Here is a 25,111-nt window from a genome sequence, read left to right on the forward strand (position 1 = left end):
TACGCGTGTAGATTATTTGTCAATCCCTACACTGGGTGCCTGTGACCGACGACCGTCCCGACCTGGCCGCGATGATCGTGCCGCTCGGCCGCGCGCTGATCGACGCCGAGCTGCCCGTGCTGCGCGCGCACGGCCTGACCATGTGGGCCTACGCGGTGCTGCTGGCGCTCGGCGAGCGACCGGCCGGGTCACAGGCGGCGCTCGCCCAGGCCATCGGCGCCGACAAGACACGCATCATCGGCGTGCTCGACGACCTACAGGCCAGGGGCCTCATCGAACGCACACCCGACCCCGCCGACCGGCGGGCCAGGCTGCTCGCCCTCACCCCCGAAGGCCGGGCGCTGCGCACGGCGGCCCAGGCCGGGATCAGGGAGAGCGAGCGCGGGCTGCTGGCCGGGTTCGGCGAGGAGGAGACGGCGGCGTTCCTGCGTGTGCTGAAGGCCCTTACGGAGCGCGCCGTCGAAGGGTGAGGCGGGTCAGGGAGTCGCGACGGTGATCCTGAAGGTCGCCTGGCCGGAGTTCTGCCTGCTCTGCTCGTCGCCCGGGACCCGGTCGGCCGGGCAGCGCCAGCAGTTGTCCAGCACGACCTCGGTCGCGCCCTCGCCCTTGGCGTTGAACACGAAGTGCGCCAGGCCGCCGGCGCCCGGCTGGTCGCCCGAGGATTCGTACTCCTCGCTGATGTAGGAGGCGACCTTCGGGTCGGGCACCTCACGCAGCACCCAGTCGTCGCCCACCGAGGCGTTGTCCGCCACGACGAGCGAGAACCGCTGCCCCGGTGCGACCCGGACGTCGACCGTCGTGCCGAGCGCGCCCCGCACGCTCTTGCCGTAGCTGGAGACCGCGCCGCCCTGCGCGCATCCGCCCAGGCTCGCGCCCAGGAGAAGGGCTGCGACGACGGGGGCGAGGGCACGGATCTGCACGCCGCCAGTGTAGGCCCCCACCCTTCCGCCCTCCCCCGCGCCACTTCACCTGCTTGTTCGCCTGCTACTTCGCTCGGGGCCAGCCCTTGCTCGCGCTCTTCTTGACGTTCTTCTGGACGTTCTTCTTGGCGTCCTTCGCGGCGCTCTTGAGGTCGTCGGCGGCCTTCCTCAGGTCGGCCTTGGTGGGCTTGGCGGAGGACTTGCCCTTCTCGGCCTTGCCCCGGGCCATCAGGCGCCGTACGACCAGGGCGGCCAGGGCCACACCTGCGGCGATCATCCACTTGGGCCGGGCACCGCCCTGGGGGTCGGCGTCCTGCGGATCCGTGGGGAGGGAGGCGCCGGGGTTCACGGCAGCATCCGGGTTGTGACCTGCGACCAAAGGGGCACTGACTTTGGGAGATTTTTCGGATTTGTCGGACCGGCTGGATTTGTCCGACCGGTCGTTCCGGTCGGCCCGGCTGGCCGCGCCCACATTTCCAGATTCCGCCACCGTCTTCGCCCCCATAGCTGTCGTCGCCCCTACCTCTGTCGTCGTCACTGCCGCCGTCTTCGCCCTCGCCTCGGCCGCAGCCCTCGCCTCGGCGGCCTCCTCGGCTGCGATGGCGGCGGGCTTGATGGGGGCGACGTTGATCGACTCCGGGTCGATGGCCGCGCCCACAGTCGCCCGGTGCGCACCCACGTCGCCCGCATGCAGTTCCCCGGCTGCGCGCAGGCCCCCGTCCGCCTGCCAGTCCTCGTCCGCCTGACGCTCTCCGCCCGCGTGCGGTTCCTCAGTCGTGTGCCGTCCCTTGTCCGTGTCGCCGGTTGTCCGTGTGGTGCCCGGATCGCGCTCGGTCATCGTGCGGCCCTCGCTTTCTGTCCCGCGTTCGGGGAGTACCCCGCCTACCCTCGCCTCTTACCCCGACACTCCTTCCGGGCACTTCGCACCACATGTGGCGATACACACCATCACCGACTCTTGTCGAGATCGCTGCCTTCTCTTGGCCCGTACGGCAGCAGCATCGAGAACGGAACACTTCGAGAATGGAGCGATCATGTCTGTTCGGAACGTGGTGCTCGTCCACGGCGCGTGGGGCGACGGCTCGCACTGGCGTGGTGTCATCCCCACCCTGGCCGCCAAGGGCTTCAACGTCACCGCCGTACAGAACCCGCTGACCTCGCTGGCCGACGACGTCCGCCGTACGACCGCGCTGGTCGACGCCCAGGACGGCCCGACGCTGCTGGTGGGCCACTCCTACGGCGGCGCGGTCATCACCGGAGCGGGCCACGCCGACAACACCGCGGGCCTGGTCTACATCGCCGCCTTCGCGCCGGACGAGGGCGAGAGCCTGGGCGGCCTGCTGGCGCGCGACAGCGGCCCGACGCCCGAAGGCCTGCTGAAGCCGGACGCCGATGGCTTCCTGTGGATCGACTTCGACATGTTCCACGGCGCGTTCTGCCAGGACGTGCCCGAGACCGAGGCGCTCGTCATGGCCAGGGCGCAGAAGCCGATCGCCGCCCGCTGCTTCGAGGACGCCTCGGGCGCTCCGGCCTGGCGCGACCGGCCCACCTGGTACCAGGTCTCGGCCCAGGACCGCATGATCCCGCCGGTCACCGAGCAGTGGATGGCCGAGCGCATGAAGCCGCGCGACACCGTCACCCTGGACGCCGGGCACGCCTCCCTGGCCTCACACCCGGACGAGGTGAGCGCGCTCATCGTCGAGGCCGCCCAGAGCCTGTAGCCGGAGCCGGGCACAGTCGAGGGCGCAGGTCCGGAATAGGCGGCATGTCCCTGGGGCATGATCCCCGGATGCGCAGCATGTCGACAGGCAGCACATCGGGAAGCGGCATCTCGGGCGACGGCATGACGATGAGCACGGCCGTGGAGGTGGCACGCGCCTACCAGCTGGGCGAGGTCCTGCGCCCTCCCGTACCGGTGGCGGGCGGCCAGAGCGGCCGGGTGCTGCGCCTGGACACCACCAAGGGCTCCTGGGCGCTCAAGGAGCTGTTCACCGCGCGGGAGGAGGCCTCGGCCGCCGCCGGCGCCGCCCTGCAGCGCCAGGCCGCCGCACTGGGCGTGGCGCTGCCCGAGCCCCGGCTGCGCCGCGGCGGTGAGGTCCTGCTGTCGCTCGGCGAAGGGCGGCAGGTACGCGTGCACGCCTGGGCCGAGCTGACCGGCGGCGAGCCCACGCCGGCCGAGCTCGGCACGCTGACGGCCGGGCTGCATCGCGCGGGCCGCCCGGCCGACGGGGAGGCGGAGGCGCGCTACACCGAGCCGCTCGGCGAGAGCGGCTGGACGCATGCGGCCGACCTGGTGCGTGCGACGGCCGAGCAGGCGGACGCCGACGCGTTCGACCGGCTGCTGCCCGGCCTCATCGCCCTGGACGGCCTGGTCGAGCCGCAGGACGCGACGCTCGCCCGTACCTGCCATCGCGACCTGACACCGGACAACGTCAGACGGCAGGCCGGGGGCGGAGTCGTCGTGCTGGACTGGGACGACTGCGGCCCCTGCCAGCCGAGCCGCGAACTGGCCGCCGTGCTGGCTGCACTACCGCTCGACGACGCGACCGAGGCCTACGCCGCCTACCTGCGGGCGGGCGGCCCCGCGAGGATCACCGGCCCGGCCGACTTCTCCACCGCCATCGCCGTACAGGGTGAGGTGCTGCGGGCCTGCGCCGGGCATCCGGGCGCCGCCGCCAGGCTCGCCGCCGTGCTGGCGGCGCCGCTCACCCTGCCCCGGGTGGGCGACCTGCTGGCCAGACTGACCCTGCTGCCGCTCTGAACATGGCGCTCAGCTGTCCTCGAACGCAGCCGGGACCATCACGCGCACGCCGTTGGGCACCACGCGCAGCCGGATGGGCGTGCGCAGGCGCACCTCGCCGTCGACGTCGGCCGCCATCGGCGGGTCGGTCTCCAGGAGCATCTCGCGACCGGTGACGAAGGGGCCGCCGGCCAGCGAGCGCCAGCGGCCCGTCGTGGCCCTGGCGAGTGTCTCCAGCAGCAGCCTGACCTTCTTGCCCGAGCCGAGCTGGTAGGCCACCAGCATGCCGTTGTCGATGCTGATGTCCTTGGCGACCTGCCAGCCGCCGTGGAAGCGCCCGTTGGCGATGTTGAGCTGGTGGGTGAGCAGCTCGTGGCGCTGGCCGTCGCAGGTGATGAACGCGCGGAAGGGCTTGTGCCCGGGCAGGATCGTCAGGGCGGTCATCGGATAGGCGGGGCGCCCGACGATGCGCTTGAGCCACGGCTTGACCTTGCCCGCGACCTCGACCGACACGCCGAAGGAGGCCAGGTTGGCGAACGGCCGGTCGTCGGCCATGCCGAGGTCGATGTCGGCGACCTTGCCGTCGGCGAAGACGCCGATCGCCCCGGCCAGGTCAAGCGGCAGGCCGAGGCTGCGGGCGAAGTTGTTGGTGGTGCCCAGCGGCAGCACGCCGAGTGCGACGTCGCGGTGTGCGACGTGGCGTACGGCGGAGGACAGCGTGCCGTCGCCGCCGCCGACGATCAGCAGGTCCGGCTTGGCGGCCAGCGCCTTGTCCAGGTGGTCGCGCAGCCGCTTGGGGTTGACCACGGAGTACTCGGCCAGCGGCTCGATGCCGAGACCGTGGATCTGGTCCAGCACCTCGAAGTAGTGCCGCCTGCCCCTGCGGGAACGTGTGTTGATCACCACGGCGACCCGGCGATCTCGGTGGATGGCTTCGGTGTGCTCCGCCTTGGAACGAAGAAGTTCCACGCTGCCTCTCTCGGGTCGGTTGCTCCCGCTACATCGTAGGGCCGCCGCGGCACATGCCACGGCGGCCCCATGATCGAGATGCGGTGTTACCTCTTCTTCGGAGCCGTGACGTAGAGCGTCACGGCCGTGTTGTCCGGCTGCGCGTTGAGCAGGCGGATCTGGACGCCGAGCGCCTTGCCCTCGTCGCCGGGGTTACCGGTGCCGAGGATGTGGCCGCCGCCCACGTCCGTGCCGTACAGCTCGGGCGCCGGGGTGCCGTCCGCGTGCACGACGCGGGTGCTGTAGGGCTGGTCGCCCTTGGCCGGGACCACGGTGGAGGCGTCGAAGTCGCGGTAGCCCAGAGCGCCGTTCAGCAGCTCGAAGCCGGGGTACCAGGTCTTCGCGTCGGTGAAGCTCGACACCTTGTTCAGCGAGGGCAGGTTGGTGCAGTACTCGCTGAACGGCTCGCCCGCCGCCTCCAGGCACTCCTTGAACGGGTAGGTGCGCTCGAAGCCGAAGGCCGCGTTGGAGGTCTGCGCCCTGCCGTCGAGGTTCTTGCGGAGCGTGGTGTCCTTCGTCGCGGCCACGCCGGTACGGCGAAGCGGCTCGTAGTGCGAGTCGACCAGCAGCAGGCTGCCCTTGGAACCAAGGGACGGCGGCAGCTGCAGGTTGTTGACGATGTTGTTGTTGGTGTAGGTCGAGTCGCGGTACCAGACGAGCAGACCGGGCGCGTTGTACTTGACCTTCTCCACCTTCCAGGCGCCATCGCGCTGGTAGGTCGAGTCGTAGGTGTACTGCAGGCCCTTGTCGAACCCGTCGAAGTTACGCCACTCCGCCAGGTAGAAGCGGGAGACCTCGCGCGAGCCGTTGTTGATCGTCCAGCCCTGGCCGCTCGTGTTGGTGAACGTGCCGCCGGTGGCCTTCCAGCCGTTCTCGCCGCCCTCGACGTCGTCGCTCCACACGGTGGTGGCGCCGTTGGTGACGGAGAAGTCGTCGGCGTGCCAGCCGCGCGGGGTGAAGGCCGCGTCGGTGTTGTAGGCCAGGCGCAGCTTGATGTTCTGACCGGCGAACGGCGTCAGGTCGGTGTAGTCGTGGCGCCAGCCGTGGGTGTCACCGGTGATGCCGTACTTCTTGTTGCCGAACGCGGTGAGGTTGTTGTTCGGGTCCGGGTAGCCGTCGGGCGTGGTGATCTCGGCGCCGGTGGAGTCGTAGACCTTGCGCTGCGTCCACGTGTTGCCGCCGTCGGTCGAGATCTCGATGAAGCCGTAGTCCCAGTCGGCCTCGATCTCGTAGTTGTTCCACAGCCAGAAGCGCACGTCGGTGCCGTTGGGCACGGCGATGTCACGCGTGACCTTGACGTTGGCCCACTCCTGGTCCAGACCGGACCACCAGGCCTTCGTCCCGCTGTGCGCCTGCACCATCTGCACGGGCGCGCTCGGCAGGTTGATCCGGACGCCGTCCTCGGTGTTCTTCGGCGTGCGCGAGGACTGGCCAAGGGTGAACAGGGCCTCCTTGTCGCCCGGGTTGATCACCTTGGGATCGGCCCAGCCCAGGACCCACTTGTCCCACAGACCCATGTGGGTCGGCATCGACTGGAAGATCGGGCCGGAGTGCGAGCCGCTGGACATCAGGTCCCAGAAGTCGACGGCGGAGCTGCCCTGGCCCGAGGTGTCGTACAGGTCGGGCAGGCCGAGGTCGTGGCCGTACTCGTGGGCGAAGACACCGACGCCGGAGTCCTCGGGCTGCACGATGTAGTTGGAGATCTTCTTGTTGGTGCCCGGGATGGTGTAGCCGCCCGCGACCGCGCTGGAGTGCGCCCAGATGGCGTAGGTGCCCTCGGCGCCGCCGTCGGAGGACTTGTCCTTGCCGGCGTGCACGAGCACGAGGTGGTCGATGACGCCGTCGGGCTCACTGGTGTTGCCGTCGCCGTCGGCGTCGGACAGGTCCTCGATGTCGTAGTCGGCCCAGGGGAAGTTGGGCTGGGCCGCGGCGAGCGCGTTGACGGTGTCGATGGGCAGCTGGGCGTTGCCGCGCGGGTTGTCCGGGTGACCGGACATGTCCTGCACGACCTGGCCACAGGCCGCGGCGCCGTACCACGCCTCGGAGTGGGGGACCTTGATCCAGCCGATGGACTGGCCGGCGACCGAGTAGGCGCCCTTGGACATCTCCTCGTACATCTTCTTCATGGTGTAGCCGGAGATGTCGATGCCGGGCTTGCCGTCGCGCGGGTCCTTGAGGTCCTTGCGCACGCGCTCGGTGATGCCGGTGTCGCTGTAGAGCATCTTGTCGAAGTGCGAGGTGCTGAAGTCGGGCACCCAGAAGGTGTTGTTGTCCTTGCCGCCGCCGGCCAGCGTGGCGGGGTTGGGGATCTTGTTGTGCAGCGGGCCGTTCTTCAGCGTGCCCGGAGGCTCGACGACGCACTCGGTGGGGGTGGCGCGCGGGTGCGCCAGGCGGTTGAAGCCGGAGAAGTCGTCGTTGGCGTTCTCGTTGAACTCCACGAGGATGGTGAGAAGCTTGGCCGTCTTCTTCGTCGGCGACTTCTTGTAGATGAAGTCGGCCGGGTTCTGACCGGTCTTGATGGCCTGGTTCTCACGCGCGGCGAGCACCCTGGCCGCGGCCGGGTTGCCGGAGACGAACTTCTGGTCGTACTTCTGCGCGGGGGTGAGGCTGCTGCGCTTGGCCTTGCCAGGCACGGCGGGCTCCTCGGTCGGAAGTTCGACCTGCGGAGGGGTGTAGTTGATGTAATAGTCTGCCGCGGTCGGCTGGTAACGGGCGACGGAGCCGTCCGACGAGGCCGCCGCCCCGGTGACGGCCAGTCCCGCGGCCAGCAGACCGACTGCGGGCACGATCGCGAAGAGGCGCTTTCTGCTCGGCACCTGTAACCCTCCCTGCCCGGGTTGACCGGGCGAACGTCCACGGCGCGCCGGGATGGGCGCGCCGATACAAGCGGACGCTAGATGGACGGTAAAGGACCCGTAAAGCCCGTTGTTGAAATGTGATCAATTTAGAATAAAACCCCAGCAGCACCACAGGTCCCGGCTATAGCACCGCCATAGGCGACCAGTGCTATGGCCGGATCGAACCTTCGAATTCCCGCTATTTCCTCACTGGTAAAGCGGATGCGATGCGCCGCGTGAAAGAAACACAGCCCCGCGACCACCACGAGCACGGCCCGCACGGGCCACGGATCCAGCAGTGCGCCCAGCCCCTGCGGCCACTGCAGCACACCGAGCGGCATCAGCACCCCGAACAGCACGACCAGCACGGGAAGCGCCAGCGCCGCCACCACTCCCCCACCGCTGAACAGCAGCCACAGGTACGGCTCCGCCCGACGTCTCACGCCGCTCACCTCAGTACGAAGAAGGCCAGGACCAGGGAGGCCAGCGCCCACGCCGAGTGGTTGCCGCCCTGGATCACGAACGCGGGCACCCGCCAGCCGTCCAGCCTGATCACCGTGGCCTTCGGCGCGAGGTTGAGAAAGGTCACGGAGTGGAACAGCGTGGCGGCCAGCGCGACGACGTTCAGCGCGACCAGCCACGGCTGGGCGGCCGTCACGGCGAACGCGGCCAGGTCGCCGTCGAGCACCGCGTCGCACACCATCAGCAGGTACACCATCGACCAGGCGACGAACACACTGGTCAGCTCGCGCAGCACGAACACCGTGTAGGCCCGGCTGCGCAGGAACCACAGCCGGTCGCGAGGCGGCCGGTAGAGCGCGCTCATCGCCTGCTCCACGGCAGCAGCGAGCGCATCGCGGCCGTTACCTTCAGCCGCTGGATCGCCTCGGCCGGGTCGACATGCTTGGGGCACGCGCTCGTGCACTCCCCGACGAAGGTGCAGCCCCACACGCCCTCGTCGCTGTCGAGCAGGTCGAGCCGGTCGCCCTGGTCGCGGGAGTCGAGCGAGTAGCGCTGGGCCAGCGCCAGGGCGGCGGGACCGAGAAAGTCCGGGTTGAGCACGTAGACGGGGCAGGCCGAGTAGCACAGCATGCAGTTGATGCACATGCTGTACTGCTTGTAGGCCTCCAGCTGGGCGGGCGTCTGGGCGTACTCCGCCGTCAGCGGCAGCTCCTCGCCCTCCCTGATCAGCCAGGGCCGCACGTGGGTGAGCTTGGCCAGGAAGTCGTCGATCTCCACGACCAGGTCCCTGATCACCGGGAAGCCCTTGAGCGGCTCGATCCTGACCGGGCCCTCGCCGTACTCGGTGAGGAAGGCGCCGCAGGTCAGTCTGGGCTCGCCGTTGACGTTCATGCCGCACGAGCCGCAGATGCCCATCCGGCACGACCACCGGAACGACAGCGTGCCGTCCAGCCTGTCCTTGACGTGGGCCAGGCCGTCGAGGACGGCCCAGTCCTCGTGCAGGGGGACGTCGTAGGCCTGCACGTACGGCTCGTCGTCCTGTTCGGGGCGGTACCTGGCCACCTCCAGGCGTATCGTGCGCTCCGCGCTCGCCGTCATCGGCCGTACACCCTTTCTCCAGGAGGCCAGCGGGTGATCGTCACGGGCAGCGCCCCGACCGAGGGGGCGCCGTCCGCGTCCCTGGTGACCAGGGAGTGCGCGAGATGACCGGCGTCGTCGCGCTCGGGGAAGTCGCTGCGCTGGTGCGCGCCCCTCGACTCGCGCCGCAGCAGCGCGCATGCCACGATCGTGCGGGCGATCTCGATCATCGAGGTGAGTTCGAGCGCGGTGAGCAGTTCGGTGTTGAAGGCGCCGCTGTGGTCGTCGAGCCCGGCGCGCGTGGCGCGTTCGCTCAGCTCGCCCAGCGTGTCGGCGGCCTCGGCCAGGCGCTCGCCGGTGCGGTAGATGCCCGCCGCCTGCTCCAGCGTCTCCTGCATGCGCTCGCGCAGGTCGGCGATGCGCTCGCCGCCCGCCCGCGCGTCCCTGACCCGCTCCAGCCTGCGCAGCTCGTCGGCGCCCTGGGTGCGCAGGGCCGACGCCTCGCCCCGCCTGTGCTCGCGCGCGTAGGCCGCCGCCGCCCGGCCCGCCCTGGCGCCGAAGACGAGGATCTCGGGCAGTGAGTTGGAGCCGAGCCTGTTGGCCCCGTTGATGCTCACGCAGGCCGTCTCGCCCGCGGCGTAGAGCCCGGCGATCGGGGTGGCGCCGTGCACGTCGGTGTGCACGCCGCCCATCATGTAGTGCACGACCGGCCTGACCGGGATGAGGTCGACGGCCGGGTCGAGGTTCTGGTAGCTGCGGCACAGCTCGCGTACGAACGGGATCCGCGCGTCGATCTTCGCCTCGCCGAGGTGGCGCAGGTCGAGGTAGACGACCGGGCCGTACGTGGTCTGCGCGGTGCGGCCCTTGGCCTGTTCGCCGACGAACGCCTGCGACAGGCGGTCGCGCGGGCCGAGTTCCATGCTGCGCAGCCTCGGCTCCCTGGTGGGCGTGCCCAGGTCGTAGTCCTGGAGGTAGCGGTAGCCGTCCTTGTTGATCAGCCAGCCGCCCTCGGCGCGTGCCGCCTCGGTGATGAGGATGCCGGTGAACGGCAGGCCGGTGGGGTGGTACTGGACGAACTCCATGTCCTTCAGCGGCGCGCCCGCCGTGTAGGCCAGGGCCATGCCGTCGCCGGTCTTGATGGCGGCGTTGGTGGTGAAGGGGAAGACCCGGCCGCAGCCGCCCGTGGCCAGGATCACGGTCCGGGCGGCGATCGTCTCGATCCTGCCCGTCCTGATCTCGACGGCGACGACGCCGTGCACCTTGCCCTCGTCGACCACGAGCCTGGTGACGAACCACTCGTCGTACCTGATCACGTCGGGCAGGCGCAGGGTCGTCTGGAAGAGCGTGTGCAGCAGGTGGAAGCCGGTCTTGTCGGCGGCGTACCAGGTGCGCAGGCGTTTCATGCCGCCGAACGGGCGCACCGCGACCCTGCCGTCGCGCTCCCTGCTCCAGGGGCAGCCCCAGTGCTCCAGCTGGATCAGCTCGCGCGGCGCCTCGGCGACGAACGCCTCCACCGCGTCCTGGTCGCACAGCCAGTCACCGCCCGAGATCGTGTCATAGGCGTGCTCGTCGAGGCTGTCGTCCACGCCGATCACCCCGGCGGCGCCGCCTTCGGCCGAGACCGTGTGGCTGCGCATCGGGTAGACCTTGGAGACGACGGCCACCGATAACGAAGGGTCCGACTCGGCGACCGCGATGGCCGCGCGCAGTCCGGCTCCGCCTCCTCCGACGACAAGTACGTCGATCATCGTTGCCCTCTCACCAGCCGCGGTCGGGGTCCTGGCGCTCCTTGACCTTCTTGCCGTCGTGCCTGACGGCGCCCAGATGGATGCTGCCGTCGTGGTACTCGTGCCTGATGCGGCGGCATCCGCAGTCGAAGTACTGGTCGCGGATGAGCAGGCCGTAGCCGTCGTCGTCGAAGAAGTGCTCTCCGTCCGACCTCCGGCCGCAGGGGGCGGGCTCCGCGGTGAAGGGGGTGCGAGTACCGCTCATCGGCACTCCTCCCGTGTGATGTGGATCACAGGTGGGCCTTGCTCTCCACACAAGCACCGCGAGCGGCTTCTGAAAAGGTCAGTTCGCCTGATTCAGCTGCCGATGCAGGGATCGGACGTGCCCCTCCTCGCCCAGCAGCACCAGCCACTCGGCCCCGAACTCCCGCACGCACCTGGCCATACGGAAGCGCACCCCGCGCCGGTCCTCCCGCCGCCGCAGCACACTCTTGTCCACCAGCCCGGCCAGTACGGCATGCACGTGCCCGGCAGGCAGGCCGGGCCCCAGGCAGACCTTCTCGGCCGAGGCCAGGTCGAAGTCGCCGGGGAAGACCGAGGCCCTGGCCCACAGCAGGCGTTCCTCGGCCGAGCACAGCTCGTGGCTCCAGCCGATGGCCGTGCGCATGGAGCGATGGCGCCTCGGGCCCTGCCTGTGCGGGTCGGCCAGCAGGTCGAGCAGGCCGCCCGCGAGGCCGAGCCCGGCGTCGCCGCCCTTGCCCGGCTTCGTGACCGGCGCGCAATGGCCGCTTTCGGCGAGGCGTTCGGCGGCGAGCCGCTCGGCGGTCAGGGCGGCCGCGGCCAGTTCCACCGCCAGCGGCAGGCCCTCACAGGCCGCGGCCAGCGCCGGGTCAAGCGTCAGTCCGGCGGCGAGCCTGCCGAACAGGGTGGCCGCCTCCCCCTGCGGCAGGCCGTCGAGCACACGCACGTGCTCGCCCAGCGTGCCGAGCGACTGCCTGCTGGTGGCCAGCACCCGCAGGCCCGGCATCGCCTTGAGCAGCGAGCCCGTGAGCGTGGCGATCTCGGCGAGGCCCGCGTCGCAGGTGTCGAGCACGAGCAGCATCCGCCGGGTGCCCAGCCAGTCGGCGAGCTCCTCCGGCCCGGTCGCGCCGACGCCCAGGCACTCGGCGATCAGCGTGAGCATCTCGGCACGCCCGCCGACCTGGCTCAGATCGGCCACGGCCACGCCGTCGGCCCACTCCTGCGGTGGTTCGGCGCTCGCCCGCTCGGCGATCCTGGCCGCCAGGTGCGACTTGCCGACACCCGCGGGGCCGGTGAGCGTCACCAGGCGAACATCTCTGAGCAGGGCGAGCGCGGCGGCCATCTCCGCCGACCTGCCGATGTGGGCGCGCATCGCCACCGCCTCAGCCAGGGGATTCGTCTCCCACCGTAGCCGAAAAACCACGGCACGTCGCCCGGCCGATGCGCTTGCCCTGAGCGGCCCTGCCCCGCTTCCGTCAGGGAAGGGCCGGGCTCGACGGCGCCGGACGCCCGCCGCGTGTGGCCGCCGGGCGGCGCAGCCACAGCACGACCTCGTCCGATCCGTGTACCTCGGTGCCGGGTCTGGGCGACTGGCCCACCACGACCCACATGCCCGACACCACGCCGCCGCGCCCTCCGACCGCCCGCTCGGCCACCGTGAACAGCCCGGCCTGCCCGAGCCGCTCCTTGGCCGTGCGGCCGTCCAGGCCCCTGACGTCGGGCAGCAGGACGAGCGGCGTGCCTTCGGGGCTGCGCAGTTCGACGGCGAGCGCCTCGGCCGCGGGCGGCGTGACGGCGGCGGGCACCCGGGGCGCGGCGGCCTGGTCGCCCTCGGCCAGGGCGATCACGCCGAGCACGCCGAACCCTCCGGTCAACGCCCCGAGCACGACCAGCACGGCCACGAGCGACGACGGCGCCCTGCGTGCGGGCGGCCAGGACTCCTGATCGGGGTGAGAGTAGTCCACGACAGTCCCTTCTCCCCCCGAAGTCGACTGTGCCGGATCGTAGTGCGCCCCCGCCCGGAAGTCCGCCAGACGGATGACGGTTCTGTCACGTTCCACACGACCCGGGTACGGCCTGGCCCCGGATCGGTCGGAAGCGCCGGGCGCACGGCCGGTATCCTCGGAGGTCCGACCCCGAACCACACGACCCTGGAGCCCCCGTGACCTCGACTGCCGAGCTGACCGCCCAGCACGAGCAGGCCAAGCGCGACTACGACGCCCTTCGCGAGCAGGGCCTGGCCCTCGACCTCACCCGGGGCAAGCCCTCGCCCCGCCAGCTCGACCTGGCGGCCGAGCTGATCACCCTGGATGTCGGCCACCGCGCCGCGGACGGCACCGACACCCGCAACTACGGCGGCCAGCAGGGCCTTCCGGAGATCCGCGAGATCTTCGCCGGGGCGTTGCAGGTGCCGGTCGCGCAGCTCGTCGCGGGCAACAACTCCAGCCTCGCCCTCATGCACGACGCGATCGTGCACGCGCTGCTCAGCGTGCTGCCCGGCGGCGAGCGCCGCTGGGTCGACGAGCCCGAGATCGTGTTCCTGTGTCCGGTCCCCGGCTACGACAGGCACTTCGCGCTGGCCCAGCGGTTCGGCATCAAGCTCGTCGCGGTGCCCATGGACGACGAGGGCCCCGACATGGACGTCGTCGAGCGCCTGGTCGCCGAGGACGCGCGGGTCAAGGGCATCTGGTGCGTGCCGAAGTACAGCAACCCCTCGGGCCTGACCTACGGCGAGACCACCGTGCGCCGCCTGGCGACGATGGCGACGGCCGCGCCCGACTTCCGCATCTTCTGGGACAACGCCTACGCCGTGCACCACCTGACCGACTCCCCCGCCGAGCTGGCCGACCTGCTGGCCGTCGCGACCGAGGCGGGCAACGGCGACCGGGTGTTCGTGTTCGGCTCGACGTCGAAGGTCACGCTGGCGGGCGCGGGCGTGTCGTTCTTCGGCGCCTCGCCTGCCAACGTCGCGTGGTTCCTCGGCCACTCGGGCAAGCAGAGCATCGGCCCCGACAAGGTCAACCAGCTGCGTCACGCCGCGTTCCTGCGGGACGAGGACGGGGTGACCAAGCACATGGCCAGGCACCGTGAGCTGATCAGGCCGAAGTTCGAGGTCGTGGAGCGGGTGCTGACCGCCGAGCTCGGCGGCACCGGCTTCGCCACCTGGACCAGCCCCGAAGGCGGCTACTTCATCAGCCTCGACGTGCCCGAGGGCTGCGCCAAGGCGGTCGTGGCCAGGGCCAAGGAGGCGGGTATCGCCCTGACCCCCGCGGGCGCCACGCACCCCTACGGCGACGACCCCGCCGACCGGACCATCCGCATCGCGCCGACCTACCCCGACCTGCCCGAGCTGGAGCAGGCCATCGCGGGCCTGGCGGTGTGCGTGCGCCTGGTGGCGACGGAGAAGCTGCTCGCGTCCTGACCGACCGGCCCGGGCTCAGCGGCGCTTGATGAAGCCGAAGATGTACTCTCGCGTCTCCCGGGGGTGGAAGGTGACACCCACCCCCGGCTCGAACACGACGTTGTCGCGCGAGCAGTAGTACAGGCTCTTCCACACCTCCAAGGCCTGCGCCCTGGCCGGAGCCTCGGCCTGGTCGCGCCGCCTGGCCGCGTACGACGAGCCGACGAACAACGCGCCGACGCCCCAGAACAGCCCGGTGAAGCAGAAGGGCGCCACCAGGACCCCCCACACGCTGGGGTCGTCGCCCATGCCGAAGAACAGTGCGGCCACCAGGTGGGCCAGCGCGGCCACACAGAGCACGACGATGCCCTGGTGCCGGGTACGCGGAATCTCGTGCGGATGCGGGAACGACAGCCAGATCGCCAGCTGTGTCCTGGTCATCGGCCGTTTGCCGGTGCCGAAGAACGTCATCGGCGGCACGTCGGCCAGATCGCGGTCGCGCGCCACACGGGTCCAGCCCATGCGGAACGTCGTACCCGAGGCCACGACTCCGGGCACCGACGTCGCCCGGTCCGACATTTCGCACTGAGGACAGGAAGGTTCCATTTGCACCCCGGCCAGTGTCGTGCCCTCGTCCTATGGACGCAACTCGAAGGCCGCGGGACGGCACCGGCTATGGTCCCTGTGTGACAGCTATCGAGGCGCTTGTCGGTTCCCTGCCCGAAGGACGGGTTCTTACCGATCCGGAGGTGGCCGACTCCTACGCCCGCGACCGTACCTTCCTCGAACCGGGCAAACCGCTCGGCGTCGTCCTGGCGGCCGATCGCGACGACGTGGTGACGACGATGCGCTGGGCCACCGAGCACCGGGTGCCCGTCGTGCCGCGCGGCGCCGGCACGGGGCTCGCGGGCGGCGCGACCGCCGTCGAGGGCTCGATCGTGCTGTCGCTGGCCAGGATGACCGCCATCAGGGAGCTCTCGCCCGCCGACGAGATCGCGGTCGTCGAGCCCGGCGTGATCAACGCCGACCTGGACCGGGCCGCACGCGCGCACGGCCTGATGTACGCCCCCGACCCCTCCTCCTACGAGATCTCCACCATCGGCGGCAACCTGGCCACCAACGCGGGCGGCCTGCGCTGCGTGAAGTACGGCGTGACGCGCGACTCGGCGCTCGGCCTCGAGGTGGTGCTGGCCGACGGCCGGGTCCTGACGACCGGCAGGCGCACGATGAAGGGCGTCACCGGCTACGACCTCACCGGCCTGTTCGTCGGCTCCGAAGGCACACTCGGCGTGATCACCGCGGCCACCGTACGGCTGCGGCCCGTGCCGTCGGCGCCGCCCACGACGATCGCGGCCGAGTTCGGCTCGCTGCACGACGCCGCCGCGGCGGTCTCGGCGATCATGGCGGCCGGGTGCGGCCCGTCGCTGATGGAGCTCATGGACAGGGCCACCCTTGAGGCCATCGACGACTACCGCAGCATCGGCCTCGAGGCGACCACGTCGGCGATGCTGATCGGCCAGTCGGACGCGGCCGACAGCGCGGCGGTGGGCGAGCGGATGGCGGCCCTGTGCGCCGGGCACGGCGCCTCGTTCGTCGCGGTGTCCACCACACCCGCCGAGGCCGACGAGCTCATCGCGGTGCGGCGCATGGCCTACCACGCCAAGGAGCGGCTGGGCGCGCTGCTGCCCGAGGACGTCTGCGTGCCGCGTTCGAAGCTGGCGGCGATGGTCACGGCGATCGAGGAGGCCGGGGCCAGGCACGGCGTGCGGATCTGCACGGTGGCCCATGCGGGCGACGGCAATCTGCACCCGGTGTTCATCTTCGAGCACGGCCTGCCCGAGCCGCCGCCGAACGTCTGGGCGGCGGCCGACGAGGTCTTCCGCGCCGCCCTCGACCTGGGCGGCACGCTGACCGGCGAGCACGGCGTCGGCCTGCTGAAGAAGCGCTGGCTGGGCCTGGAGACCGGGTCGCTGGTCGACGAGGTGTCGCACGGGATCAAGGCGGTGTTCGACCCGCTGGGCCTGCTCAATCCCGGCAAGGGGATTTGACAGCGATTGCGGCATTTCCGACCGGCGTCGGTAAGAGGTGGGACGTAACACACGTCCCACTGGTAGCGTTTCGCCCCAATAACAGGATTAAACCGGGGGTTAGACGTGACGCCATTCCAGCCTCTGGCTGCGGATGATCCGCGCCGGCTGGGCGTGTTCGACATCGAGGGCAGGCTCGGGGAGGGCGGTCAGGGGGTCGTCTACCTGGGGCGCGCCGCGACCGGCCAGCAGGTCGCGGTCAAGCTGCTGCACCAGGCGCTCGTCGCCGACGCCGACGCACGCCAGAGGTTCCTCGGCGAGGTGGCGGTGGCGCAGCGGGTGGCGCGCTTCTGCACCGCGCCTGTCCTGCACGCCGACCTCGACGGCAGCAGGCCGTACATCGTCAGCGAGTACGTGCCCGGGCCGTCGTTGCGCCAGCTCGTCGACCGGGAGGGGCCGAGGCGGGGCGCGGCGCTGGAGCGGCTGGCGATCAGCACCGCGACGGCGCTCGCCGCCATCCACCGGGCCGGGATCCTGCACCGCGACTTCAAGCCGGCCAATGTGCTGATGGGCCCCGAGGGGCCGGTCGTGATCGACTTCGGCATCGCCAGGGCGCTGGACTCGCCCGGCGCGACCGCCACGGGCATGGCGATGGGGACGCCGTCGTACCTGGCGCCCGAGCAGCTCACCGGGGAGAAGGTGACGCCCGCGGCCGACGTGTTCGCGTGGGGCGTCACGATGGTCTTCGCCGCGACCGGGCGACCGGCCTTCGGGTCCGACTCGATCCCCGTCGTGATGAACCGCATCCTGCACCAGGAGCCCGAGATCGGCCCGCTGGACGGCGTGCTCGGCGGCCTCGTCGCCGCCTGCCTGTCCAAGGACCCCACCCGCCGCCCTTCGGCCGAGGAACTCGTCACCCGCCTGACCGGCCAGACCACCGCCGTGGGCATCGCGGCCGCCGGTGCGTCTGCGAACAGCGGCGTCGCCCCCGCCGGGCAGCAGGCGCCGAGCGCCAGCGCGCCGGTCTACGACAACCCGCCCGTTCCTGGCGCCCCCGCAGAGGCTCCCGGAGCTCCTGAAAGCACGCCCGCCGACCCCGAGGACACCCCGGCCGTCCCGACCGGCTACGGCGCGCCGCCGGCCGTACCCAGGACGCAGGGAGCGCCCGCGCCCCACGGCGGCCACGGCGGAAAGCCCCGCGCCACCCCCGGCGGGCGGCGACGCACGCTCGCCGTGGTGAGCGGGATCGCGGTGGCCGGCGCCCTGGTGGTCGGCGGGACGGTGCTGCTCGCGCAGCCGAGCGGCCCGGCCAAGGAGGTGGTGCTCGCGGGCAACGCGAGCACCGCGCCCGACCCGCAGACCGAGGTCGTGCCCACGCCGGGCGACGACGTGGCCCAGATCCAGCCGCCCGAGGTCGTCGAGGACAGCCCGAAGCCCAAGGCGACCAGGACGAAGAAGCCGCAGCCCCCCGCGGACCCGATCGACGTCGTCTCCCCGCCGCAGGAGCGCCCGGCGCCCGACGAGACGACCGGCAAACCGGCGGCCAAGCCCACGGCCAAGCCGACGCCCCCCGCCAAACCGGACGACGACCTCGTCGAGCCCGAGGCCGGGCCGACGACACTGAACCCGGTGGAGCCGCCCCCGGCCAAGGCCACGCCCAAGCCGACCCCGAAGGCGACGGTCAAGCCTCCGGCCAAACCCGCGCCGAAGCTGAACCCCTACACCCCGCAGGCCGTGTGCGGCTCCGGCTTCAAGGTGCTCAACTCGCGCGCCCTGACCAAGGAATCGACCGTCTACCTGCTCTACCACGCCACCAGCAAGCAGAACTGCGTGGTGACGATGTCGAAGTACGTCCGCACCACCAAGTACCGGATGGCGGCCGTCCTGTCGGTCAAGGGCGGCAGCACCAAGACCGACAACAACCTCTACACGGCGTACGCGGGCCCGGCGAAGCTGACGGCGGCCAAGAAGTGCGTCTCGTGGGGCGGCACCTACGGCTCGGTGTCGTGGAAGAGCCCCTGGCAGCACTGCGGCTGACGGGCGTCCGGTAGCGGACAGCCCCTGGTCGCCCGGCTACAGTACTTGACGTGAGCGTCAACCCGGCGCCCCTGACCTCCAGGGGCCGCCGCACCAAGGCCGTGCTCGTCGACGCCGGAAGGCGCGCGTTCGCCGAGCACGGCTACGACGCGGTGCGCATCGACGACGTGTGCGAGCTGGCCGGGGTCTCGCACGGCACCTTCTACACCTACTTCGCCTCCAAGCAGGCGCTGTTCGGCGAGGTCGCGGCGACGGTGGTGGGCGAGATGTTCGCCGCGAGCGTGGTCGGCCCGGCCGTGCCCGACGACCCCTACGCCAGGATCGAGGCCGCCAACCGCCTCTACCTGCGGGCCTGGGCGGCCAACTCCCGCCTGGTGCGCATGATCGAACACGCGGCCGGCACCGACGACACGTTCGCCGGCCTGCTCCTCGAACTGCGCGAGGTCTTCGTACGGCGAGGCGCCGACGGCCTGCGCAGACTGCAGGAGCAGGGCCTGGCCGATCCCGCGCTCGACCCCAGGATGACGGCCGTCATGCTCGGCGGCATGGTCGAGCACTTCGCCCACGTGTGGCTCGACCTCGGCGAACGCGCCGACGAGGAGACGGCGGTCCAGGCGCTGACGGTGTTGTGGGCCAGGGCCATCGGTTTGACGATCACGTCGACTTCGCGGCCCCAGGAGGAGACCTGATGATCCACAGCAGGCTGGACACCGGCGGCGAGGAGTACCTCTCCAGGCGTGCGGCGATGCTCGCCAAGCTGGCCGACCTGGAGACCGAGCAGGCCAAGGCGGTCGCGGGCGGCGGCCCCGCCTATGTCGAACGCCATCGCGCCCGGGGCAAGCTGACCGCGCGCGAACGCGTCGAACTGCTGGTCGACCCCGACTCCGCCTTCCTCGAGCTCTCACCGCTCGCCGCGTGGGGCAGTGAGCGGTTCCAGGTCGGCGCGAGCGTCGTCACCGGGATCGGCGTCGTCGAGGGCGTCGAGTGCGTGATCGTCGCCAACGACCCGACGGTCAAGGGCGGCTCCTCCAACCCGTGGACCCTGCGCAAGACACTGCGCGCCGCCGACATCGCCCTGGTCAACCGCCTGCCGCTGGTGAACCTGGTGGAGTCGGGCGGCGCCGACCTGCCGACGCAGAAGGAGATCTTCATCCCGGGCGGCCGCGTCTTCCGCGACCTGACCCGGCTGTCGGCCGCGGGCATCCCGACCATCGCCCTGGTGTTCGGCAACTCCACCGCCGGAGGCGCGTACGTCCCCGGCATGAGCGACCACGTGGTCATGGTCAAGGGCGGCGCGAAGGTGTTCCTCGGCGGCCCGCCGCTGGTGCGGATGGCCACGGGCGAGGAGTCAGACGACGAGTCGCTCGGCGGCGCCGAGATGCACGCCAGGGTCAGCGGCCTGGCCGACCACCTGGCGGCCGACGAGCACGACGCCCTGCGCATCGGCCGGGCGATCGTCGCCTCGCTGGCCTGGCGCAAGCTCGGCACGCCTCCCGGGCCGGTGCGCCCGCCGTCCTACGACGAGGAGGAGCTGCTCGGCGTGGTGCCGGAGGACCTCAAGATCCCGTTCGACCCGCGCGAGGTCGTCGCCAGGATCGTCGACGGCAGCGAGTTCACCGAGTTCAAGCCGCTGTACGGCGCCAGCCTGGTGACCGGCTGGGCGACGCTGCACGGCTATCCGGTCGGCGTGCTGGCCAACGCCCAGGGCGTGCTGTTCAGCGAGGAGTCGCACAAGGCGGCGCAGTTCATCCAGCTGGCCAACCAGTCGCGTACTCCCCTGCTGTTCCTGCAGAACACGACCGGCTACATGGTCGGCAAGGACTACGAACAGGGCGGCATCGTCAAGCACGGCGCGATGATGATCAACGCGGTGTCCAACTCGACCGTGCCGCATCTGACCGTCGTGCTCGGCTCGTCGTTCGGGGCGGGCAACTACGGCATGTGCGGGCGCGCCTTCGAGCCGAGGTTCCTGTTCGCCTGGCCGAGCGCCAAGTCGGCGGTGATGGGCCCGGCGCAGCTGGCCGGGGTGCTGTCCATCGTCGGGCGGGCCGCGGCGCAGGCGCGTGGGCAGGTCTACGACGAAGAGGGCGACGCGGCGATGCGGGCGATGGTCGAGGCGCAGATCGAGACGGAGTCGCTGCCGTTCTTCCTGTCGGGCAGGCTCTACGACGACGGGGTCATCGATCCTCGGGACACGCGGACGGTGCTCGGGCTGTGCCTTTCGGCGATCAACAGTGCGGCCGTTCCGGCGCCCGCCGGGTTCGGGGTGTTCCGGCCGTGATCACGCGACTGCTGGTGGCCAACAGGGGCGAGATCGCCCGCCGCGTCTTCCGCACCTGCGACGAGCTCGGCATCGAGACCGTCGCGGTGTTCTCCGACCCCGACGCCGACTCCCCGCACGTGCGGGCGGCCGGGCAGGCGGTCAGGCTGCCGGGGGCGCGGCCCGCCGAGACCTACCTGGACGTGGCCGCGCTCGTGCGGGCCTGCCGCGTGTCGGGGGCCGACGCCGTGCATCCCGGTTACGGCTTCCTTTCCGAGAGCGCGGGGTTCGCCGAGGCCGTGCTGGCCGCCGGGCTGACCTGGGTGGGGCCGCCGCCCTCCGCCATCGCGGCCATGGGGTCCAAGGTCGAGGCCAAGCGGCTGATGGCGGAGGCGGGCGTGCCGCTGCTGCCCTCGCTCGACCCCGGCGAGCCCGGCCTGCCGTACCCGTTGCTGGTCAAGGCTTCGGCCGGGGGCGGCGGGCGGGGGATGCGGATCGTACGGGAGCCGGAGCGGCTCGCGGAGGAGCTGGCCTCGGCCGCGCGGGAGGCGCTGGCGGCGTTCGGCGACGGGAGTGTGTTCGTCGAGCCGCTGCTGGAGCGGGCCAGGCACATCGAAGTACAGATCATGGCCGACGCCCACGGCGTGGTGTGGGCGCTGGGCGAGCGCGAGTGCTCGATCCAGCGCCGCCACCAGAAGCTGATCGAGGAGAGCCCCTCACCCGCCGTCGGCCCCGGCCTGCGCGCCCGCCTGCACGAGGCGGCCGTGAACGCCGCCAGGCGCATCGGCTACGTCGGCGCGGGCACGGTGGAGTTCCTCGTCAGGGACGACACCGTCGCCTTCCTGGAGATGAACACCCGCCTCCAGGTCGAACACCCGGTCACCGAACTCGTGCACGACCTCGACCTCGTCCGGCTGCAGCTGCGGGTGGCCGAAGGCCATCGCCTGCCCGAGCACCCGCCGCCCGCGCGCGGCCATGCGATCGAGGCACGCCTGTATGCCGAGGACCGCGCCTTCGTGCCGCAGAGCGGCGTGCTGTCGAGGTTCGAGGTGCCGCCCGGCGTCCGGGTGGACTCGGGCGTCGAGTCGGGCACACGCGTGTCGGCGCACTACGACCCGATGCTCGCCAAGGTCGTCGCCCATGCCGAGACCAGGGCCGAGGCGATCAGGAAGCTGGCCGCCGCGCTGGCCGGGGCCAGGATCCACGGCCTGACCACCAACCGCGACCTGCTGCGCGACGTCCTGACGCATCCGGAGTTCCGGGCCGGCCGCACGCACACCGCCTTCCTGGACGAGCACGCCGCGAGCCTTGAGCCGGAGCCCGCGCCGCTGGAGCTGTCGGCGCTGGCGGCGGCGCTGGCCGGGCAGGCCGCCAGGCGGGCGGGAGCCGCCGTGCAGGGCTCGCTGCCCAGCGGCTGGCGCAACGTGCGCTCCGCCCCGCAGCGCATCCCGTACGCGGAGATCGTCGTCGAGTACTCCCTGAGCAGGTCCGGCGCGCTCGAAGGGCCGGTCGTCCTGGTCGAGGCCACGCCCGGCCGGGTCGTGCTCGAGGAGGACGGGGTGCGCAGGACGTTCGAGGTCGCGGCCGGTCCGGACGTCGTGCACGTCGACTCCGTGCTCGGCTCCGTCAGGCTCACGCCGCTGCCCCGGCTGCCCGAGCCCGCCGAACTTGCCGCCCCGGGCTCCTTGCTCGCGCCGATGCCGGGTAGCGTGCTGCGGGTCGAGGTCGAGCCCGGCGACCGCGTGGCCAAGGGGCAGCCGGTCCTGGTCCTGGAGGCGATGAAGATGGAGCATCGGATCGTCGCCCCCGTGACGGGACTGGTGGCCGAGGTACTCGTCACGGCCGGACGGCAGGTCGAGGCCGGGACCGTGCTCGCGGTCATCGAGGAAGGAACGAACACATGACGCGCCTGGTGCACAAGGAGCTCGAAGCGGGCATCGCCACCATCACGCTGGACTCCCCGCCCAATCGCAACGCCCTGTCGGTGCGGCTGCTCGGCGACCTGGAGGACCGGCTGAACTGGGCGCTCGGCGAGCCCGGCGTCAGGGTCATCGTGATCACGGGCACCGGGCCGGTCTTCTGCTCGGGCGCCGACCTGAAGGAGCAGCGGATCGAGCCGAGCAGAGGCGCGAGCGACGCGCCCGTGACGGCGTCCTTCCCCGAGATACTCGGCCTGATCTGGGAGTCGCCCAAGCCGGTCATCTGCCGCCTCAACGGCACCGCACGCGCGGGCGGCCTCGGCCTGGTGGCCGCCTGCGACTTCGCCGTCGCCCCGCTGACCGCCTCGTTCGCCTTCAGTGAGGTACGGCTGGGCGTGGCGCCCGCGATGATCTCCGTACCGGTGCTGCGCAGGCTGGAGTCGCGGGCCGCGGCCGAGTACCTCATGACCGGCGAGGTGTTCGACGCGGCCAAGGCACAGCAGATCGGCCTGCTGACCAGGGCCGTGCCCGAGGACAAGCTGGACGCCACCGTGGCCCACTATGCCGAGATGCTGGTCAAGGGCGGCCCGGAGGCCCTGGCGATCACCAAGCGACTGGTACGCGAGGTGCCCGCGCTCTCCTTCGACGAGGGCCTGCGCGAGATGGCCGCCCTGTCGGCCCAGCGCTTCACCTCCGAGGAGGGCCAGGAGGGCATCTCCGCCTTCATGGACAAGCGCCCCCCGAAGTGGACCGTGGTGTGAGGGTGACACGGGGGCACGGGGCGGTGCGGCATCTCGGGCTTCACGGACAAGCGCCCACCGAAGTAGACCGTGACGTGAGGGCGGCGCAGGCGCACGGGGCGGTGGTGTAGTGGTGCTGCGGGTGGCCAACTGCAGCGGTTTCTACGGCGACCGGCTGTCGGCGGCGCGCGAGATGGTCGAAGGCGGCCCGATCGACGTGCTGACGGGCGACTGGCTGGCCGAGCTGACCATGCTCATCCTGGCGGGCAACCGGCTCAAGGGCAGACCCGGCTACGCCTCGACCTTCGTCGAGCAGCTGGAGCAGGTCATGGGGACCTGCCTGGAACGCGGCATCAAGATCGTGTCGAACGCGGGCGGTCTCGACCCCGAGGGATGCGCCTCGGCCGTGTCCGAGCTGGCCGGGCGCCTCGGGCTGTCACCGTCGATCGCGTATGTCACGGGCGACGACCTCACGGGGTGGGGAGTTGACGGTCGCGGGGATGCGGGCGGTCGCGAGACGACAGGCGACGGCCTCGCGGGGAGGGCGGCGGCCGGGCGTGGGGGGCTCGATCTGGTGAATCTGGATACCGGTGAGCGCCTGAGTGCGCCTCCGCTGACCGCCAACGCCTATCTCGGCGGCCGTCCGATCGCCGCCGCGCTCTCCGCCGGGGCCGACATCGTGATCACCGGCAGGGTGACCGACGCCGCCCTGGTCACCGGTCCCGGCATCTGGAAGTACGGCTGGCGGCCCGGCGACCTCGACGCGCTGGCCGGGTCGGTCGTCGCGGGACACATCATCGAGTGCGGCTGCCAGGCCACCGGCGGCAACTACTCCTTCTTCGAGGAGGTGCCCGACCTGGCGCACTGCGGCTTCCCGATCGCCGAGCTGAGCGCCGACGGCTCCAGCGTGATCACCAAGCATCCCGGCACCGGCGGCCTCGTCTCGGTCGGGACGGTGACTGCCCAGCTCCTGTACGAGATCGCCGGGCCGCGCTACCTCGGCCCCGACGTCGTCGCGCACTTCGACACCGTCGCGCTCGAACAGCAGGGCCCCGACCGGGTACGCGTCTCGGGCGTGAAGGGCTCGCCGCCGCCCGACACGCTGAAGGTCGCCGCGACGTACATGGGCGGCTACCGCAACACGATGACGCTGGTGCTGACCGGCCTGGACCTGAAGGCCAAGGCCAGGCTGGCCGAGGAGGCGATCTGGGCGCGGGTGCCGCGTTCCGGCTTCGACCAGGTGGACGTCTCGCTCACCCCGCTGGGCGAGACCGCGCTGCTGCGCATCACCGTGATGGACGCCGACCGGCACAAGGCGGGACGCCGTTTCTCCTCCGCCGTGGTGGAGACCGCGCTGGCCGGGTACCCCGGGTTCTACGGCCTCACGCCGCCGGGTGACGCCTCGCCGTACGGGGTGTACTGGCCTTCGCTCGTGCCCGCCGCCGAGGTGGACGTGCGGGTGGTGGTGGACGGGCGGGAGCTGCCCGGCGAGCCCGCCGCCACGGTGACCGGGCCGCCGGTGGTGTCGAAGCCGAAGCGTGCCGTACGGGCGGTGGCGGCGGGGGCGAGGCGGGGGCCGCTGGGGGAGGTCGCCGGGGCCCGGTCGGGGGACAAGGGCGGCAACGCCAACCTCGGGGTGTGGACGCGTTCGCCCGGCCATTACGGCTGGCTGGCCGCCTACCTGACCGTCGACGAGCTCAAGCGCCTGCTGCCCGAACTCGCCCATCTCCGTGTCGAACGCCACGAGCTGCCCAACCTCGGCGCGGTGAACTTCGTCGTACACGGTCTGCTGGGCCGAGGCGTGGCCTCAAGCCCACGCCTGGACGCCCAGGCCAAGGCCCTGGGCGAGGAACTCCGAGCCTGCGTGGTGGCCCTTCCCGAGACATAGGAGCGCCCGCCCGCGTGGCATCCCTTCCCGAGACGTCAAGACGCCTCT

Annotated in this window: 23 protein-coding genes; 11 read left to right on the forward strand and 12 right to left on the reverse strand. The window is 71.4% G+C overall.

Features of this window, described 5'->3' with window-relative positions; all coding sequences use genetic code 11:
* Positions 1 to 41 precede the first annotated feature (41 nt).
* Positions 42 to 470, forward strand: a complete 429-nt coding sequence (locus ACTWNK_RS29930; RefSeq protein ID WP_474307913.1) for a MarR family winged helix-turn-helix transcriptional regulator — start codon at positions 42 to 44, stop codon at positions 468 to 470.
* A 6-nt stretch (positions 471 to 476) separates the two neighbouring features.
* On the opposite strand, the gene ACTWNK_RS29935 is transcribed toward ACTWNK_RS29930, so the two are convergent.
* Entirely contained in the window at positions 477 to 920 is a 444-nt protein-coding gene (locus ACTWNK_RS29935; protein ID WP_474307915.1) for a protease inhibitor I42 family protein, read from the reverse strand.
* A gap of 64 nt (positions 921 to 984) precedes the next feature.
* Positions 985 to 1,758, reverse strand: coding sequence for a hypothetical protein (locus ACTWNK_RS29940; RefSeq protein ID WP_474307917.1), 774 nt, complete (start codon positions 1,756 to 1,758; stop codon positions 985 to 987).
* Positions 1,759 to 1,954: 196 nt separating this feature from the next.
* Between ACTWNK_RS29940 and ACTWNK_RS29945 the strand changes: the two genes are divergently transcribed.
* Positions 1,955 to 2,641 (forward strand): alpha/beta hydrolase, encoded by a 687-nt coding sequence (locus ACTWNK_RS29945; RefSeq protein WP_474307919.1) that lies wholly within the window; start codon positions 1,955 to 1,957, stop codon positions 2,639 to 2,641.
* Positions 2,642 to 2,709: 68 nt separating this feature from the next.
* On the forward strand, positions 2,710 to 3,681 hold the full coding sequence (locus ACTWNK_RS29950; protein WP_474307921.1) for a phosphotransferase: 972 nt from the start codon (positions 2,710 to 2,712) through the stop codon (positions 3,679 to 3,681).
* 9 nt (positions 3,682 to 3,690) lie between these two features.
* Here the strand turns inward: ACTWNK_RS29950 and ACTWNK_RS29955 are convergent, their stop codons facing one another.
* The 9 genes from ACTWNK_RS29955 to ACTWNK_RS29995 form a co-directional block, all read right to left on the reverse strand.
* The gene (locus ACTWNK_RS29955) at positions 3,691 to 4,629 is read right to left on the reverse strand and encodes a diacylglycerol/lipid kinase family protein (RefSeq protein WP_474307923.1); all 939 of its coding nucleotides are present in this window, start codon (positions 4,627 to 4,629) and stop codon (positions 3,691 to 3,693) included.
* A gap of 86 nt (positions 4,630 to 4,715) precedes the next feature.
* Positions 4,716 to 7,484, reverse strand: a complete 2,769-nt coding sequence (locus ACTWNK_RS29960) for an immune inhibitor A domain-containing protein (protein ID WP_474307925.1) — start codon at positions 7,482 to 7,484, stop codon at positions 4,716 to 4,718.
* A 128-nt stretch (positions 7,485 to 7,612) separates the two neighbouring features.
* Positions 7,613 to 7,948, reverse strand: a complete 336-nt coding sequence (locus tag ACTWNK_RS29965) for a hypothetical protein (RefSeq protein WP_474307927.1) — start codon at positions 7,946 to 7,948, stop codon at positions 7,613 to 7,615.
* Positions 7,949 to 7,953: 5 nt separating this feature from the next.
* On the reverse strand, positions 7,954 to 8,331 hold the full coding sequence (locus ACTWNK_RS29970; RefSeq protein WP_474307929.1) for a hypothetical protein: 378 nt from the start codon (positions 8,329 to 8,331) through the stop codon (positions 7,954 to 7,956).
* A complete protein-coding gene (gene sdhB, locus ACTWNK_RS29975; protein ID WP_474307931.1) occupies positions 8,328 to 9,065 on the reverse strand; it encodes a succinate dehydrogenase iron-sulfur subunit in 738 nt (245 codons plus the stop codon). Before sdhB ends, ACTWNK_RS29970 begins: the two co-directional genes overlap by 4 nt.
* A complete protein-coding gene (frdA, locus tag ACTWNK_RS29980; RefSeq protein ID WP_474307933.1) occupies positions 9,062 to 10,792 on the reverse strand; it encodes a fumarate reductase (quinol) flavoprotein subunit in 1,731 nt (576 codons plus the stop codon). Before frdA ends, sdhB begins: the two co-directional genes overlap by 4 nt.
* Before the next feature lie 10 nt (positions 10,793 to 10,802).
* Positions 10,803 to 11,036 (reverse strand): hypothetical protein, encoded by a 234-nt coding sequence (locus ACTWNK_RS29985; RefSeq protein WP_474307935.1) that lies wholly within the window; start codon positions 11,034 to 11,036, stop codon positions 10,803 to 10,805.
* A gap of 78 nt (positions 11,037 to 11,114) precedes the next feature.
* Positions 11,115 to 12,164: a hypothetical protein gene (locus ACTWNK_RS29990; RefSeq protein WP_474307937.1), complete on the reverse strand. Its 1,050-nt coding sequence runs from the start codon at positions 12,162 to 12,164 to the stop codon at positions 11,115 to 11,117.
* A 103-nt stretch (positions 12,165 to 12,267) separates the two neighbouring features.
* Positions 12,268 to 12,756 (reverse strand): PASTA domain-containing protein, encoded by a 489-nt coding sequence (locus ACTWNK_RS29995; RefSeq protein ID WP_474307939.1) that lies wholly within the window; start codon positions 12,754 to 12,756, stop codon positions 12,268 to 12,270.
* Positions 12,757 to 12,953: 197 nt separating this feature from the next.
* Here ACTWNK_RS29995 and ACTWNK_RS30000 point away from each other — a divergent pair, with 197 nt between their 5' ends.
* Positions 12,954 to 14,213 (forward strand): aspartate aminotransferase type Ic, encoded by a 1,260-nt coding sequence (locus ACTWNK_RS30000; RefSeq protein ID WP_474307941.1) that lies wholly within the window; start codon positions 12,954 to 12,956, stop codon positions 14,211 to 14,213.
* A 15-nt stretch (positions 14,214 to 14,228) separates the two neighbouring features.
* Here ACTWNK_RS30000 and ACTWNK_RS30005 read toward each other — a convergent pair whose 3' ends face one another.
* On the reverse strand, positions 14,229 to 14,750 hold the full coding sequence (locus ACTWNK_RS30005) for a hypothetical protein (protein ID WP_474307943.1): 522 nt from the start codon (positions 14,748 to 14,750) through the stop codon (positions 14,229 to 14,231).
* 128 nt (positions 14,751 to 14,878) lie between these two features.
* On the opposite strand from ACTWNK_RS30005, the gene ACTWNK_RS30010 reads away from it, so the two are divergent.
* The 7 genes from ACTWNK_RS30010 (at position 14,879) to ACTWNK_RS30040 (ending at position 25,063) form a co-directional block, all read left to right on the forward strand.
* Positions 14,879 to 16,240 carry an FAD-binding oxidoreductase gene (locus ACTWNK_RS30010; RefSeq protein WP_474307945.1) on the forward strand — a complete coding sequence of 454 codons (1,362 nt, stop codon included), beginning with the start codon at positions 14,879 to 14,881 and terminating at the stop codon, positions 16,238 to 16,240.
* Between the two features lie 105 nt (positions 16,241 to 16,345).
* Positions 16,346 to 18,256, forward strand: coding sequence for a serine/threonine protein kinase (locus tag ACTWNK_RS30015; protein WP_474307947.1), 1,911 nt, complete (start codon positions 16,346 to 16,348; stop codon positions 18,254 to 18,256).
* 50 nt (positions 18,257 to 18,306) lie between these two features.
* Positions 18,307 to 18,945, forward strand: a complete 639-nt coding sequence (locus ACTWNK_RS30020; RefSeq protein ID WP_474307949.1) for a TetR/AcrR family transcriptional regulator — start codon at positions 18,307 to 18,309, stop codon at positions 18,943 to 18,945.
* Positions 18,945 to 20,537, forward strand: coding sequence for an acyl-CoA carboxylase subunit beta (locus tag ACTWNK_RS30025; RefSeq protein WP_474307951.1), 1,593 nt, complete (start codon positions 18,945 to 18,947; stop codon positions 20,535 to 20,537). Before ACTWNK_RS30020 ends, ACTWNK_RS30025 begins: the two co-directional genes overlap by 1 nt.
* The gene (locus ACTWNK_RS30030) at positions 20,534 to 22,420 is read left to right on the forward strand and encodes an ATP-binding protein (RefSeq protein WP_474307953.1); all 1,887 of its coding nucleotides are present in this window, start codon (positions 20,534 to 20,536) and stop codon (positions 22,418 to 22,420) included. Before ACTWNK_RS30025 ends, ACTWNK_RS30030 begins: the two co-directional genes overlap by 4 nt.
* Complete coding sequence (locus tag ACTWNK_RS30035) at positions 22,417 to 23,196, forward strand: enoyl-CoA hydratase-related protein (RefSeq protein ID WP_474307955.1); 780 nt, start codon at positions 22,417 to 22,419, stop codon at positions 23,194 to 23,196. The genes ACTWNK_RS30030 and ACTWNK_RS30035 overlap by 4 nt, the downstream gene beginning before the upstream one ends.
* A gap of 109 nt (positions 23,197 to 23,305) precedes the next feature.
* The gene (locus tag ACTWNK_RS30040; protein ID WP_474307957.1) at positions 23,306 to 25,063 is read left to right on the forward strand and encodes an acyclic terpene utilization AtuA family protein; all 1,758 of its coding nucleotides are present in this window, start codon (positions 23,306 to 23,308) and stop codon (positions 25,061 to 25,063) included.
* Positions 25,064 to 25,111: the final 48 nt, after the last annotated feature.

The sequence above is a fragment of the Nonomuraea sp. IBHARD001 genome, from assembly GCF_056106265.1.

What these genes read in the sequence shown, in the direction of transcription:
- ACTWNK_RS29940 (WP_474307917.1), bottom strand. Translation starts at nt 1,758, where the DNA reads ATGACCGAGCGCGATCCGGGCACCACACGGACAACCGGCGACACGGAC.
- ACTWNK_RS29945 (WP_474307919.1), top strand. Translation starts at nt 1,955, where the DNA reads ATGTCTGTTCGGAACGTGGTGCTCGTCCACGGCGCGTGGGGCGACGGC.
- ACTWNK_RS29950 (WP_474307921.1), top strand. Translation starts at nt 2,710, where the DNA reads ATGCGCAGCATGTCGACAGGCAGCACATCGGGAAGCGGCATCTCGGGC.
- ACTWNK_RS29970 (WP_474307929.1), bottom strand. Translation starts at nt 8,331, where the DNA reads ATGAGCGCGCTCTACCGGCCGCCTCGCGACCGGCTGTGGTTCCTGCGC.
- sdhB (WP_474307931.1), bottom strand. Translation starts at nt 9,065, where the DNA reads ATGACGGCGAGCGCGGAGCGCACGATACGCCTGGAGGTGGCCAGGTAC.
- frdA (WP_474307933.1), bottom strand. Translation starts at nt 10,792, where the DNA reads ATGATCGACGTACTTGTCGTCGGAGGAGGCGGAGCCGGACTGCGCGCG.
- ACTWNK_RS29985 (WP_474307935.1), bottom strand. Translation starts at nt 11,036, where the DNA reads ATGAGCGGTACTCGCACCCCCTTCACCGCGGAGCCCGCCCCCTGCGGC.
- ACTWNK_RS29990 (WP_474307937.1), bottom strand. Translation starts at nt 12,164, where the DNA reads ATGCGCGCCCACATCGGCAGGTCGGCGGAGATGGCCGCCGCGCTCGCC.
- ACTWNK_RS30025 (WP_474307951.1), top strand. Translation starts at nt 18,945, where the DNA reads ATGATCCACAGCAGGCTGGACACCGGCGGCGAGGAGTACCTCTCCAGG.
- ACTWNK_RS30035 (WP_474307955.1), top strand. Translation starts at nt 22,417, where the DNA reads ATGACGCGCCTGGTGCACAAGGAGCTCGAAGCGGGCATCGCCACCATC.